At 60.8% G+C, this 13369-nt stretch carries 14 protein-coding genes; 12 read left to right on the forward strand and 2 right to left on the reverse strand.

Translation table 11 applies throughout. The annotated features are described in order from the left end of the window. Positions 1-10: 10 nt before the first annotated feature. From N2601_RS06410 to N2601_RS06450, 9 genes are all read left to right on the forward strand, one after another. Entirely contained in the window at positions 11-1381 is a 1371-nt protein-coding gene (locus N2601_RS06410) for a pyruvate dehydrogenase complex E1 component subunit beta (protein ID WP_104822998.1), read from the forward strand. 15 nt (positions 1382-1396) lie between these two features. Further along, the gene (locus N2601_RS06415) at positions 1397-2743 is read left to right on the forward strand and encodes a pyruvate dehydrogenase complex dihydrolipoamide acetyltransferase (protein WP_104822999.1); all 1347 of its coding nucleotides are present in this window, start codon (positions 1397-1399) and stop codon (positions 2741-2743) included. Positions 2744-2768: 25 nt separating this feature from the next. Further along, the gene (locus N2601_RS06420; RefSeq protein ID WP_104823000.1) at positions 2769-3410 is read left to right on the forward strand and encodes an SGNH/GDSL hydrolase family protein; all 642 of its coding nucleotides are present in this window, start codon (positions 2769-2771) and stop codon (positions 3408-3410) included. 108 nt (positions 3411-3518) lie between these two features. Beyond that, positions 3519-4964: a dihydrolipoyl dehydrogenase gene (gene lpdA / locus N2601_RS06425; protein WP_260303856.1), complete on the forward strand. Its 1446-nt coding sequence runs from the start codon at positions 3519-3521 to the stop codon at positions 4962-4964. Between the two features lie 55 nt (positions 4965-5019). Beyond that, positions 5020-5274, forward strand: a complete 255-nt coding sequence (locus N2601_RS06430) for a GlsB/YeaQ/YmgE family stress response membrane protein (RefSeq protein ID WP_104823002.1) — start codon at positions 5020-5022, stop codon at positions 5272-5274. A gap of 13 nt (positions 5275-5287) precedes the next feature. Continuing rightward, positions 5288-5536, forward strand: a complete 249-nt coding sequence (locus N2601_RS06435) for a GlsB/YeaQ/YmgE family stress response membrane protein (protein WP_104823003.1) — start codon at positions 5288-5290, stop codon at positions 5534-5536. A gap of 36 nt (positions 5537-5572) precedes the next feature. Then, on the forward strand, positions 5573-6544 hold the full coding sequence (gene lipA / locus N2601_RS06440) for a lipoyl synthase (protein WP_104823004.1): 972 nt from the start codon (positions 5573-5575) through the stop codon (positions 6542-6544). 152 nt (positions 6545-6696) lie between these two features. Further along, positions 6697-7290, forward strand: coding sequence for an AAA family ATPase (locus N2601_RS06445; protein ID WP_445944988.1), 594 nt, complete (start codon positions 6697-6699; stop codon positions 7288-7290). Positions 7291-7299: 9 nt separating this feature from the next. Then, positions 7300-7746, forward strand: coding sequence for a type II toxin-antitoxin system RatA family toxin (locus N2601_RS06450; RefSeq protein WP_104825088.1), 447 nt, complete (start codon positions 7300-7302; stop codon positions 7744-7746). Positions 7747-7761: 15 nt separating this feature from the next. Here the strand turns inward: N2601_RS06450 and N2601_RS06455 are convergent, their stop codons facing one another. Continuing rightward, positions 7762-8259: a CinA family protein gene (locus N2601_RS06455; RefSeq protein WP_104823005.1), complete on the reverse strand. Its 498-nt coding sequence runs from the start codon at positions 8257-8259 to the stop codon at positions 7762-7764. Next, entirely contained in the window at positions 8256-9476 is a 1221-nt protein-coding gene (locus N2601_RS06460; protein ID WP_104823006.1) for a bifunctional 2-C-methyl-D-erythritol 4-phosphate cytidylyltransferase/2-C-methyl-D-erythritol 2,4-cyclodiphosphate synthase, read from the reverse strand. Before N2601_RS06460 ends, N2601_RS06455 begins: the two co-directional genes overlap by 4 nt. Positions 9477-9696: 220 nt before the next feature. Here N2601_RS06460 and dusB point away from each other — a divergent pair, with 220 nt between their 5' ends. The 3 genes from dusB to ntrC are packed head-to-tail and all read left to right on the forward strand — an operon-like array spanning position 9697 to position 13324. Continuing rightward, entirely contained in the window at positions 9697-10725 is a 1029-nt protein-coding gene (gene dusB, locus N2601_RS06465) for a tRNA dihydrouridine synthase DusB (RefSeq protein ID WP_104823007.1), read from the forward strand. Next, the gene (locus N2601_RS06470) at positions 10722-11876 is read left to right on the forward strand and encodes a two-component system sensor histidine kinase NtrB (protein ID WP_104823008.1); all 1155 of its coding nucleotides are present in this window, start codon (positions 10722-10724) and stop codon (positions 11874-11876) included. Before dusB ends, N2601_RS06470 begins: the two co-directional genes overlap by 4 nt. After that, positions 11873-13324 (forward strand): nitrogen regulation protein NR(I), encoded by a 1452-nt coding sequence (gene ntrC, locus N2601_RS06475; protein WP_104823009.1) that lies wholly within the window; start codon positions 11873-11875, stop codon positions 13322-13324. The genes N2601_RS06470 and ntrC overlap by 4 nt, the downstream gene beginning before the upstream one ends. Positions 13325-13369 lie beyond the last annotated feature (45 nt).

A 13369-nucleotide genomic window follows, 5' to 3' on the forward strand; every position in this document is an offset into this window, starting at 1 on the left:
GGGACGATCCATGCCCATCGATATTCTCATGCCTGCCCTCTCTCCGACGATGGAAGAGGGCACCCTTTCCAAGTGGCTCAAGCAGGAAGGTGACAAGGTCACCTCCGGCGACGTCATTGCCGAAATCGAGACCGACAAGGCCACGATGGAAGTGGAAGCCGTCGACGAAGGCACGATCGGCAAGCTGCTGATCGAAGCCGGCACCGAAGGCGTCAAGGTCAACACCAAGATCGCGATCCTGTTGCAGGACGGCGAATCCGCTTCGGACATCTCGACGGCGAAGGCCGCTCCGGCCGCCGAACCGGTCAAGACCGAAGCGCCCGCCGCCGCTGCCCCGGCGCCCGTTCCGGCACAGCCGAAAGCCGCCCCTGCCGATCCGGAAATTCCGGCCGGCACGGAAATGGTGTCGATGACAGTGCGTGAAGCGCTGCGCGATGCCATGGCCGAAGAAATGCGCGCCGATCCGGACGTCTTCGTCATGGGCGAAGAAGTTGCCGAATACCAGGGCGCCTACAAGGTTACCCAGGGCCTGCTGCAGGAATTCGGCCCCCGCCGCGTTGTCGATACCCCGATCACCGAGCACGGCTTTGCCGGTGTCGGCGTCGGTGCTGCCATGGCCGGCCTTCGCCCGATCGTCGAGTTCATGACCTTCAACTTCGCCATGCAGGCGATTGACCACATCATCAATTCCGCTGCCAAGACGCTCTACATGTCCGGCGGCCAGATGGGCGCTCCGATCGTCTTCCGCGGCCCGAACGGCGCGGCAGCCCGCGTCGCCGCTCAGCACAGCCAGGACTATGCGGCCTGGTACAGCCAAATTCCGGGCCTCAAGGTCGTCATGCCCTATACGGCAGCCGACGCCAAGGGCCTGCTGAAGGCCGCGATCCGCGATCCGAACCCGGTCATCTTCCTTGAAAACGAAATTCTCTACGGTCAGCACTTCGATGTGCCGAAGCTCGACAATTTCGTTGTGCCGATCGGCAAGGCCCGCATCCATCGCTCCGGCAAGGACGCAACGGTCGTCTCCTTCGGCATCGGCATGACCTATGCCACCAAGGCGGTTGCCGAGCTCGAAGCCCAGGGCATCGATGTCGAGCTAATCGACCTTCGTACCATCCGCCCGATGGACCTGCCGACCGTCATCGAATCGGTCAAGAAGACCGGTCGCCTGGTGACCGTCGAGGAAGGCTATCCGCAGTCCTCCGTCGGCACGGAAATCGCAACCCGCGTCATGCAGCAGGCCTTCGACTATCTCGATGCGCCGATCCTGACGATCGCTGGCAAGGATGTGCCCATGCCCTACGCCGCCAATCTCGAGAAGCTGGCGCTTCCGAATGTCGGTGAAGTGGTCGATGCGGTGAAAGCCGTTTGCTACAAATAAGGGGAGGGCTCTTCGATGCCTATCAACATCACCATGCCTGCCCTCTCGCCGACCATGGAAGAGGGCAACCTCGCCAAATGGCTGGTCAAGGAAGGCGATAAGATCAAGTCCGGTGACGTCATCGCCGAGATCGAGACCGATAAGGCGACGATGGAAGTCGAGGCCGTCGATGAAGGCACCGTTGCCAAGATCGTCGTTCCCGCCGGCACCGAAGGCGTCAAGGTCAATGCGCTGATCGCGGTTCTGGCTGGCGAAGGCGAGGATGTCTCTGCCGCTGCCTCGGGCGCCGCTGCTCCGGCTGCTGCGGCACCTGCACCTGCGCCGAAGGCAGACACGGCTCCAGCCCAGTCCGCACCGGCCGCTCAGCCGGCGCCGGCCGCGCCTGCGGCTCTCTCGACGGATGGTCATCGCACCTTCGCATCGCCGCTCGCTCGGCGTCTTGCTAAGGAATCCGGCATCGATCTGACTGCGCTCGTCGGCTCCGGCCCGCATGGCCGTGTGGTCAAGAAGGACATCGAAGCCGCCGTCTCCGGCGGTGTTGGCAAAGCCGCTCCGGCGGCTGCTCCCGCCGCCCAGCCGGCCGCTGCTGCACAGGCTCCGGCCGCAGCCGCGCCGAAGGGCATGTCGGACGATGCCGTCCTCAAGCTGTTCGAGCCCGGTTCCTACGAGCTCGTGCCGCATGACGGCATGCGCAAGACGATCGCCAAGCGCCTGCAGGAATCCAAGCAGACGATCCCGCACTTCTACGTCTCGGTCGATTGCGAACTCGACGCGCTGCTGGCGCTGCGCACGCAGCTCAACGATTCGGCACCGAAGTCGAAGGACGGTGCGCCGGCCTACAAGCTCTCGGTCAACGACATGGTCATCAAGGCCCTGGCGCTGGCGCTGCGCGACGTTCCGGATGCCAATGTGTCGTGGACCGACAGCAGCATGGTCAAGCACAAGCATGCCGATGTCGGCGTTGCCGTTTCCATTCCGGGCGGCCTGATCACGCCGATCATCCGCAGCGCCGAACTGAAGACCCTCTCGGCCATCTCCAACGAGATGAAGGACTACGGCAAGCGCGCCAAGGAACGCAAGCTGAAGCCCGAGGAGTATCAGGGCGGTACGACGGCCGTGTCCAACATGGGCATGATGGGCGTCAAGAACTTCGCCGCCGTCGTCAACCCGCCGCATGCGACCATCTTGGCCGTTGGCGCGGGCGAGCAGCGTGTGATCGTCAAGAAGGGCGAGATGGCCATCGCCACCATGATGACCGTCACGCTGTCGACCGACCATCGCGCCGTCGACGGTGCGCTTGGTGCGGAACTGCTGGCGGCCTTCAAGGGCTACATCGAAAATCCGATGGGGATGCTCGTCTGAGCCTTGTCGTCAAACGGAGGCATGCATGACCAAGACCGTTCTGTGTTATGGCGACTCGCTGACATGGGGCTATAGCGCCGAAACGATCGGTCGTCATGCTTTCGAAGATCGGTGGCCGAGCGTGCTGCAAAAGGCGCTCGGCGATCAGGTCCGGATGATTCCGGAAGGGCTGAACGGCCGCACCACGGCTTTCGATGACCATCTCGCCGATTGCGACCGTAACGGCGCGAAGGTATTGCCGACGATCCTGCAGACGCATGCGCCGCTCGATCTCGTCATCATCATGCTGGGCACCAACGACATGAAGCCGGTGATCGCCGGTTCGGCCTTTGCTGCCTTGCAGGGCATCAGCCGGTTGATTCAGCTCATACGCAATCATACATGGGCGTTCGAATATGATGTCCCCGACATTCTGATCGTCGCGCCTCCCGTCATCACCGAGACCGCCAATCCGGCTTTCGCCGCTCATTACCTCGGCGCGATCAAGGAGTCGGCGAAGCTTGCGACGCTCTACCGCGATCTGGCCGACGAGCTTGGCTGCGGTTTTTTCGATGCAGGCACGGTTGCCGTGACGACGCCGCTCGACGGGGTGCATCTCGATGCGGAAAACACCCGGGCGCTCGGTCGTGGCCTCGAGCCGATCGTGCGAATGATGCTTGGACTTTAACTATTTGATTGAGCACGATCTTGCTCGCCGCTTCGGTTCGGCATCGTGCTTCGGGAAAATTAAGGCAGGCTGCGCTTCGATCGGCCGCCAACCAAAGGCAGGAAACATATGGCTGAGAATTACGACGTCATCATCATCGGCTCTGGCCCTGGCGGCTATGTCGCCGCCGTGCGCGCCGGCCAGCTTGGCCTGAAGACGGCGATCGTCGAACGCGAGCACCTGGGCGGCATCTGCCTGAACTGGGGCTGCATTCCGACCAAGGCGCTGCTGCGTTCGGCCGAAATCCTCGATCATTCCAATCATCTGAAGGACTACGGTCTTGTCCTCGAAGGCAAGGTAACGCCGGATGTCAAGGCGGTCGTCGCCCGTTCGCGCGGTGTTTCCGCCCGCCTCAACACGGGTGTTGGCTTCCTGATGAAGAAGAACAAGGTCGATGTGATCTGGGGCGAAGCCAAAATCACCAAGCCCGGCGAAATCGTCGTCGGCAAGTCGACCAAGCCGGTTGTCGAGCCGCAGCATCCGCTGCCGAAGAACGTCAAGGGCGAGGGCACCTATACCGCCAAGCACATCATCGTCGCCACGGGCGCCCGCCCGCGCGCGCTGCCCGGCATCGAGCCGGATGGCAAGCTGATCTGGACCTATTTTGAGGCACTGAAGCCGGATTTCCTGCCGAAGTCGCTGGTGGTCATGGGTTCCGGCGCGATCGGCATCGAATTTGCGAGCTTCTATCGCTCGATGGGTGTCGATGTCACCGTCGTCGAAATCATGCCGACCATCATGCCAGTCGAAGACGCCGAAGTCTCCGGCATCGCCCGCAAGCAGTTGGAAAAGCGCGGCCTGAAGATCTTCACCAAGACGAAAGTCACCAAGGTCGACAAGGCTGCGAACAGCATCACCGCGCACATCGAGACCGAGGACGGCAAGGTACAGCAGATCACGGCTGACCGCATGATCTCCGCCGTCGGCGTGCAGGGCAACATCGAAAATCTTGGCCTGGAAGCGCTCGGCGTGAAGACCGATCGCGGTTGCGTCGTCATCGACGGCTACGGCAAGACCAATGTGCCGGGCATCTATGCGATCGGCGACGTCGCCGGTCCGCCGATGCTGGCGCACAAGGCCGAGCATGAGGGCGTGGTCTGCATCGAGAAGATCGCCGGCCTGCCGAACGTGCATCCGACCGACAAGAGCAAGGTGCCGGGCTGCACCTATTGCCAGCCGCAGGTCGCCTCTGTCGGCCTGACGGAAGCCAAGGCAAAAGAACTCGGCCGCGACATTCGCGTCGGCCGCTTCCCGTTCACCGCCAACGGCAAGGCGATCGCGCTTGGCGAGGACCAGGGCCTCTGCAAGGTCATCTTCGACAAGAAGACCGGCGAACTGCTCGGCGCGCATATGGTCGGCGCCGAAGTCACCGAACTGATCCAGGGCTTCGTCGTCGCCATGAACCTGGAGACGACGGAAGAGGAACTGATGCACACGATCTTCCCGCATCCGACCGTTTCGGAAACGATGAAGGAAGCCGTGCTGGACGCTTACGGACGCGTGCTCAACGCTTGATAATCTCCTGGCTCGCCCTTTATCCAGAGGGTGGAAAACAGGAAAGGAAATCAATATGTCTATCACTACGGAAGGTTGGGTCGTCTTTCTTCTTATCGGTCTGGTCGCGGGCTTTCTCGCGAGCCTGGTCGTCGGTGGAGGCGGGCTCATCAGTTGCCTGGTGAGCGGCGTGATTGGTGCTTTCGTGGGCGGTTTCCTGTTCCATTATTTTGGGATTTCGCTCGGCATTGAAAATGCACTGGTGGTGGAAATCATCCATGCCACCGTCGGTGCGATCATCGTGGTGCTATTGGCGAGATTAATCGCCTGAGATCGGGGATGTGATGGAAAGTGTCGGCTGGCTGGGTCTGGTCATCATCGGCGGTCTCGCGGGCTGGCTTGCGGGAAAGCTGATGGAGGTGCGCTACGGCATCATCCTCAACATCGTGCTTGGCATTGCCGGCTCGGTCGTTGCCGCTGCCATTTTGGTGCAATTGCATGTCGGCGTGCCCGGCGGCCGGATCGGCTATTTCGTCACCGGTTTCATTGGTGCGTGCATTCTGATATTTCTCGCCAAACTCGTCCGGCGATGAATGGGCCGCGACTGAGCGGCGGAAAGTAGACATTTCATGGTCACGATTCTCGACACGATCAATCCAGACGCAAAGCGGGTCAGGCATCCGGAAAAGGCGCATCGGCCGGATACGGAAGTCCTGCGCAAGCCGGATTGGATCCGTGTCAAGGCGCCGACATCGAAGGGCTATGCCGAGACCCGCTCGATCGTGAAGGAACACAAGCTCGTCACGGTTTGCGAAGAGGCCGGCTGCCCGAACATCGGCGAATGTTGGGACAAGAAGCACGCCACCTTCATGATCATGGGCGAGATCTGTACCCGCGCTTGTGCCTTCTGCAACGTCTCTACCGGCAAGCCGAACGCGCTCGATATGGCCGAGCCTGAAAACGTCGCCAAGGCCGTCAAGGAAATGGGCCTCAGCCACGTCGTCATCACCTCCGTCGATCGCGACGATCTGGAAGACGGCGGCGCCGAGCACTTCGAAAAGGTGATCTGGGCGATCCGCGCCGCTTCGCCGACAACGACAATCGAAATCTTGACGCCGGACTTCCTGAAGAAGCCGGGCGCATTGGAGCGCGTCGTCGCCGCCAAGCCGGACGTCTTCAATCACAATATGGAAACCGTCGCCGGCAACTATCTGACCGTACGTCCCGGCGCCCGCTATTTCCACTCGATCCGCCTGCTGCAGCGGGTCAAGGAACTCGATCCGACCATGTTTACCAAGTCCGGCATCATGGTCGGTCTCGGTGAAGAGCGCAATGAAGTGCTGCAGTTGATGGATGATCTCAGGACGGCCGATGTCGACTTCCTGACCATCGGCCAGTATCTGCAGCCGACACGCAAGCATCATCAGGTCATGAGCTTCGTCACGCCGGATGAATTCAAGTCCTACGAGACGGTTGCCTATACCAAGGGCTTCCTCATGGTCGCCTCCAGCCCGCTCACCCGCTCTTCCCATCACGCCGGCGACGATTTCGCCCGGCTGCGGGCTGCCCGCGAGAAGAAGGTTCTGCTGGCCGCAGAGTAAAATACAAGTCTCTTGCCTTTTGAACGAACCGCGGCGATTGTGCCGCGGTTTTTCGTTCGCGCCGTCACCTGTTCGTCATTGGAGCGGCCTAAGGGACACGCCGCCGTTTGTTACCGGTTTCGGCGCTTTAGAATCGACTATGGAGCTGGACCGTGGAGCAGATCGTCGCGCCGCAGGCGCTCCCTTATGCCGTCGATATAGAGACGGCAGTGTCTATTCTCAGAAGTGCCAACCGGATTCTCGTCATCGGCTGTTCCGGTGGAGGCAAGTCGACGCTGGCGCAGAAGATCGTTGTTTGCCTGGACTTGCCTTACGTCTCAATGGATCGGGAGTTTTTCTGGCTGCCTGGCTGGATGAAGAGAGACAAAGCGGAAGAGCGCAATCTAATTGCGGGGAAAGTCGCAGAGGATCGCTGGCTGATTGATGGGACAGGGCCGTCAAGCTTCGATCTGAGATTACCGCGGACCGAACTTGTTCTTTGGGTGCGTATGCCGCGCTGGCTATGTATGTGGGGGGCTCTATCGAGAGCGTTGCGATGGCTGGGACGGTCGCGCCCCGATATGGCGCCGGGTTGTCCAGAGCGCATCGATTGGGAGTTCCTGCGTTACATATGGGATTGGGAGCGGAAATTTGCGCCGAAAGTGCTCGCGGGCCTCATCGAACACGGCCCCGATGTGCCTGTTCTGCAGCTAAAATCCCGCGGCGAAATGCGTCAGCTTCTTGATCTTCTGAACCGTCCTGCTTAATTGCCGCTCATGCCTCAGTTCGAAACGCACCGCCCCGTCCCACACTCGCCTGAACAGATGTTCGACCTCGTCGCCGATGTCGAGCGCTATCCGGAATTCCTGCCGCTTTGCGAGGCGCTGATTGTCCGCAATCGCAAGGAGCGCGACGGCAAGATCCTGCTGATTGCCGATATGACTGTCGGCTACAAGGCGATCCGCGAGACCTTTACGACGCAGGTGCTGCTCAACAAGCCGGAACGGGCGATCGACGTGAAATATATCGACGGGCCGTTCAAATATCTCGACAATCGCTGGCGCTTCACGCCATCGGAAAACGGCGGCTGCAGCATTGATTTCTTCATCGACTATGAGTTCAAGAGCCGCATCCTCGGCGCCCTGATGGGGTCGATGTTCGATCGCGCTTTCCGTATGTTCACGGATGCCTTCGAGACACGCGCGAAGAAGATCTACGCCTGAGGCGGGAGTTAGGCATTACTTGCCGAGAGTGATCAGCATTTCCAATGCGGTCTTCAAGGTGGCGAGCCGAACCTTGTCGCGGCCGATATCGCCATAGCGCATTTCATGATGGATGAGTGCGCCGTTACGCGCCTTGGCGGCGAGGTGGACCAGCCCCACGGGCTTTTCCGCAGAGCCGCCAGCGGGTCCGGCAACACCGGTGACTGCGACGGCAAAGTCAGCCCGGGAGCGGAAAAGGGCGCCATGCACCATCTGCAGCGCCGTCTCCCTGGAAACAGCACCGAACTGCACGAGCGTCTGCTCCTGCACGCCGAGCATGTCCATCTTCGCCGTATTCGTATAGGTCACGAAGCCGCGGTCGACGACGGCTGAGGAACCGGGAATTTCCGTCAAAGCGCCCGCGATCAGCCCGCCGGTGCAGGATTCCGCCGTGGCGACCATCCAGCCTTTGGCGGCGAAATCGGTGATGATGCCCTGGGCGAGCGCGAGAATATCGTCGGGAAAATGCGTCATGCCTTGCCTCCGCGATAAACCACCGTTGCCGTCGCGATAGCTGCGATGCCCTCGCGGCGGCCAACGAAGCCGATCTTTTCGTTTGTGGTCGCCTTCACCGAGCAGCGCTCCAGGCTGATTCCCAGGAACTCGGCGAGTTTCGCGCGCATCGCCTCACGGTGCGGTCCGACCTTCGGCGCTTCGGCAATCAACGAGATATCGGCATTCATGATGGTGCCGCCGTGATCGCGCACGATCTTTGCCGCATGTTCGATGAAGATGCGGGAGGGGGCGCCCTTCCATTGCGGATCGGAGGGCGGAAAATGGTCGCCTATATCGCCGGCGCCACAGGTGGCGAGCAAGGCGTCCGTCAGCGCGTGCAGGGCGACATCGGCGTCGGAATGGCCCTTCAGCTTTTGGTCATGCGAAATGAAGACGCCGCAAAGTGTTACGCCGTCGCCCGGCTCGAGCTGGTGGACATCGTAGCCGTTGCCAGTGCGCACATCCGGCAGCAGGCCTGCGGAAAGCTTTTCATCGGCCATGGCGATATCCCTTTTGATCGTCAATTTCACATTGTCCGAACTGCCGGCAACGAGCGTCACCGGCAGGCCGTTCCATTCGGCGATCGCGGCATCGTCGGTGAAATCCGTCTTATTCTCGGCGGCGGCTTTTTCATGCGCCGCTAGAATATCGGCGTATCGGAAAGACTGCGGTGTCTGCGCGGCGTAAAGGCCCGAGCGGGGTACGGTTTCGGTTACTAGTCCAGCCGCATCGGCCCGTTTCAGCGTATCCGTCACGGGCATGGCAGGCAGCACGGCAGGTGCACCGGCAGCCAGCGCGGCGGCGACGCGATCGAGCAGATCATGGTCGAAGAAGGGGCGTACGGCATCATGGATCATGACATGCGTGACGCCGGCATTTTCCAGTTTCCGCAACCCCGCAAGCACCGATTGCTGACGGGACACGCCGCCAAAAGCAATCTCGACCTCGGACGAATCGGCAGCCTGTTGCAGCGCGGCTTGGAGCAATGTCTCGTCGTCGCGATGAATGACAACCACGATCTTTGCCGCCTGCGGCCATGTCACGAATTTTTCAAGCGTATGCGCAATAACCGACCGGCCGCCGATCGGGCGATATTGCTTCGGACCTTCTTCGGGCGATCCCGCCCGCTCGCCACGTCCGGCTGCAACGATCACGATTCCGATCGACATCGGTTGCAATGAGTGCATTTGCGTCATAAACCCCCAGGGATGAAAGGCTTTCGCTCCAGCATGATCCCCAAAAGTGTGAAGCGGTTCTTGGATGGGATCATGATAAGCAGATCGCCAAAGCGGGATCTCGCTCTAGCAGGGTCTATCGCCTCGAATAGGTATTTTCCAGCATTTGCCCAAAAAATATCGGCGTTCTCCGAAACCTCTTGGCAAGCTCCGCAAGACTGTCTAAAAATAGTGCAAATATATGGTGTGCCTGAAAGATAATCATTTGTTTCCGTCCGAGCTTGCAGCCCCATTTTCCATCGGCCCGGTGCCCATCCGCAATCGCGTGATCCTCGCGCCGATGTCGGGGGTCACCGATTTGCCTTTCCGGCAGCTCGCCTTGCGCTATGGGGCCGGCCTGGTCGTGACGGAAATGGTCGCCAGCCGTGAATTGGTGCAGGACACGGCGGAATCCTGGGCGCGCCTGAGAAGTGCCGGCCTGAAGCCGCATATGGTGCAACTGGCCGGCCGCGAGGCGCATTGGATGGCCGAGGCGGCGAAAATTGCCGCCGACAATGGCGCTGACATCATCGACATCAATATGGGATGCCCGGCCAAGAAGGTCATCGGCGGCTATTCCGGCTCGGCGCTGATGCGCGATCCGGATCACGCGCTGAGCCTGGTCGAGGCGACGGTTAAGGCGGTCGATATTCCTGTGACGCTGAAGATGCGGCTCGGCTGGGACGAAAATACCATCAACGCGCCGCTTATCGCCCGCCGAGCCGAGGAAGCTGGAATCCAGCTCGTGACCATCCACGGTCGCACGCGCATGCAGTTCTACGAGGGCAGGGCGGATTGGGATGCGATCCGCGCCGTTCGCGATGTCGTCTCCATTCCGCTGGTGGCCAATGGCGATGTCGACACGCCTGAGGATGCGCTTGAGATACTTCGCCGCTCCGGCGCTGATGCGGTCATGGTCGGTCGCGGCTGTCAGGGGCGGCCGTGGCACGCGGGCGTGCTTGCCGGCCATCGTCACCCGGACCGCAGCGAGATCGCCGATATCGCCTTAGAACATTATCAGATGATGCTCGCGTTCTATGGCGAAGCCGTTGGTATTCGTCATGCCCGTAAACATCTCGGCTGGTATCTGGACCGTTACGCTCCCACCATAACAGGCGCTGAAAAGGCAGGGGTCATGACTTCGAAAGACAGCCGGGAAGTGGCGGCATTGTTCCATGCGGCTCTGCGGACCGCGTCCGATCTCGCCCAAGGCGTCCAGGAGGCCGCATGAGTTCCAAATCCGATTCCGGAGCCGCGGATCATATGGGCAGCGTGGCCATGGCCGTTCTCAACGCGATCCAGAACCCGGTCGTGATGGTCAACGAGGCCGGCCTGATCGCTTTTGCCAACTGGGAGGCCGAAGCCTTTTTCGGCGCCAGCGCCTCGCATCTGTCCCGCTATGAGATTTCCACCTTCATTCCCTTCGGCAGTCCGCTGCTGGCGCTGATCGATCAGGTGCGCGAACGCCGTGGCCCGGTCAACGAATACCGCGTCGATCTCAGCTCGCCGCGTCTCGGCCAGGACAAGCTTGTGGACATTTATGTCGCGCCGGTTTCAAGCGAACCCGGCTCTGTGGTGATCGTCTTTCAGGAACGGTCGATGGCCGACAAGATCGACCGGCAATTGACCCACCGGGCTGCCGCCCGTTCGGTGACCGGCCTTGCGTCGATGCTGGCGCACGAGATCAAGAACCCGCTCTCCGGCATCCGTGGTGCGGCTCAATTGCTAGAACAATCGGTGGAGGATGATGATCGCGGGTTGACGCGCCTCATCTGCGACGAGACCGATCGCATCGTCTCGCTGGTCGACCGCATGGAGGTCTTTTCCGATGAGCGTCCGATCGACCGTGTGCCGGTCAACATCCATTCCGTCCTAGATCACGTGAAGGCGGTCGCCAAGGCCGGTTTTGCGCGCAATATCAAGGTCACCGAGAATTATGACCCGTCATTGCCGGCTGTTTATGCCAATAGAGACCAGCTCGTGCAGGTCTTTCTCAATCTGGTGAAGAATGCTGCCGAAGCCATCGGCGATCGGCCGGATGGCGAGATCATGCTGACGACGGCCTATCGCCCGGGCATCCGCCTTTCCGTGGCCGGCACGCGCGAAAAGATTTCGCTGCCGCTGGAATTCTGCGTGATCGACAACGGCCCGGGCGTGCCCTCCGATCTTCTGCCGCATCTCTTCGATCCGTTCATCACGACGAAGACGAACGGGACCGGCCTCGGCCTCGCGCTGGTCGCCAAGATCATCGGCGATCATGGCGGCATCGTCGAATGCGATAGCCAGAATCACCGCACCACTTTCCGCGTCCTGATGCCGGCCTCCAAAGGCATTACGCTTGAAGACGCTCCTCTTCCGAACTCCACAGGGACTACTCGATGACAGCTACGATCCTTGTCGCTGATGACGATGCGGCCATCCGTACCGTGCTCAATCAAGCCTTGAGCCGCGCGGGTTATGATGTGCGCATCACATCCAATGCCGCCACGCTCTGGCGTTGGGTTTCCGCCGGCGAAGGCGACCTCGTTGTAACCGATGTCGTGATGCCTGACGAAAACGCCTTCGACCTGCTGCCGCGTATCAAGAAGGCGAGGCCGGAGCTGCCTGTTCTGGTCATGAGTGCGCAGAATACCTTCATGACGGCGATCAAGGCCTCTGAAAAGGGCGCCTATGATTATCTGCCGAAGCCCTTCGACCTGACGGAGCTGATCGCCATTATCGGCCGCGCTTTGTCCGAACCGAAGCGCAAGCCCGCCAAGCTTGATGACGACATACAGGACGGAATGCCGCTGGTCGGCCGCTCTGCCGCCATGCAGGAAATCTACCGTGTGCTGGCGCGTCTGATGCAGACCGATCTGACGCTGATGATCACCGGTGAATCCGGCACCGGCAAGGAGCTCGTCGCCCGCGCGCTACATGATTACGGCAAGCGCCGCAATGGTCCCTTCGTCGCCATCAACATGGCGGCAATCCCGCGCGACCTGATCGAATCCGAATTGTTCGGTCATGAGAAGGGCGCCTTCACCGGCGCGCAGACGCGCTCGACCGGCCGCTTCGAGCAGGCCGAGGGCGGCACGCTGTTTCTCGACGAAATCGGCGACATGCCGATGGACGCCCAGACGCGTCTGCTGCGCGTCCTGCAGCAGGGCGAATATACGACCGTTGGCGGCCGTACGCCGATACGCACCGACGTCCGTATCGTTGCCGCCACCAACAAGGATTTGAAGCAGGCGATCAATCAAGGCCTCTTCCGCGAGGACCTCTATTACCGCCTCAACGTCGTGCCGCTGCGCCTGCCGCCGCTGCGCGATCGTGCCGAGGATATTCCCGATCTCGTCCGCCATTTCGTGCAGCAGGCTGAGAAAGAGGGGCTGGGCTCCAAGCGTTTCGACCAGGAAGCTCTGGAACTAATGAAGGCCTATCCTTGGCCTGGCAACGTGCGTGAGCTGGAAAATCTTATCCGTCGGCTGATGGCGCTCTATCCGCAGGATGTCATCACCAAGGAGATCATCGATGCCGAACTGCGGGCTGATGTGCCCGACAGTCCGATCGAAAAAGGCCCGGTCCGCACGGGGAATATGACCATCGCCCAGGCGGTCGAGGAGAATATGCGCACCTATTTCGCGAGCTTCGGCGACAATCTGCCGCCGCCCGGGCTCTATGATCGCATCCTCACCGAAATGGAATATCCGCTGATCCTTGCGGCATTGACCGCAACCCGCGGCAATCAGATCAAAGCCGCCGATCTGCTCGGTCTCAACCGCAATACACTGCGCAAAAAGATCAGAGAACTGGGTGTTTCCGTCTATCGAAGCTCCCGGACGGCTTGACAATGTGATCGGATGCGTTGCATTTTCGCCACAATGCGTTGCTTA

The sequence above is a fragment of the Rhizobium sp. CB3060 genome (assembly GCF_025200735.1).
GTDB lineage: Bacteria > Pseudomonadota > Alphaproteobacteria > Rhizobiales > Rhizobiaceae > Rhizobium.

Excerpts from the sequence above, each read along its gene's own strand:
- N2601_RS06410 (WP_104822998.1), top strand. The coding sequence starts at position 11 with ATGCCCATCGATATTCTCATGCCTGCCCTCTCTCCGACGATGGAAGAG.
- N2601_RS06415 (WP_104822999.1), top strand. The coding sequence starts at position 1,397 with ATGCCTATCAACATCACCATGCCTGCCCTCTCGCCGACCATGGAAGAG.
- N2601_RS06420 (WP_104823000.1), top strand. The coding sequence starts at position 2,769 with ATGACCAAGACCGTTCTGTGTTATGGCGACTCGCTGACATGGGGCTAT.
- lpdA (WP_260303856.1), top strand. The coding sequence starts at position 3,519 with ATGGCTGAGAATTACGACGTCATCATCATCGGCTCTGGCCCTGGCGGC.
- N2601_RS06430 (WP_104823002.1), top strand. The coding sequence starts at position 5,020 with ATGTCTATCACTACGGAAGGTTGGGTCGTCTTTCTTCTTATCGGTCTG.
- N2601_RS06435 (WP_104823003.1), top strand. The coding sequence starts at position 5,288 with ATGGAAAGTGTCGGCTGGCTGGGTCTGGTCATCATCGGCGGTCTCGCG.
- lipA (WP_104823004.1), top strand. The coding sequence starts at position 5,573 with ATGGTCACGATTCTCGACACGATCAATCCAGACGCAAAGCGGGTCAGG.
- N2601_RS06450 (WP_104825088.1), top strand. The coding sequence starts at position 7,300 with ATGCCTCAGTTCGAAACGCACCGCCCCGTCCCACACTCGCCTGAACAG.
- N2601_RS06455 (WP_104823005.1), bottom strand. The coding sequence starts at position 8,259 with ATGACGCATTTTCCCGACGATATTCTCGCGCTCGCCCAGGGCATCATC.
- N2601_RS06460 (WP_104823006.1), bottom strand. The coding sequence starts at position 9,476 with ATGACGCAAATGCACTCATTGCAACCGATGTCGATCGGAATCGTGATC.
- dusB (WP_104823007.1), top strand. The coding sequence starts at position 9,697 with ATGGTGTGCCTGAAAGATAATCATTTGTTTCCGTCCGAGCTTGCAGCC.
- N2601_RS06470 (WP_104823008.1), top strand. The coding sequence starts at position 10,722 with ATGAGTTCCAAATCCGATTCCGGAGCCGCGGATCATATGGGCAGCGTG.
- ntrC (WP_104823009.1), top strand. The coding sequence starts at position 11,873 with ATGACAGCTACGATCCTTGTCGCTGATGACGATGCGGCCATCCGTACC.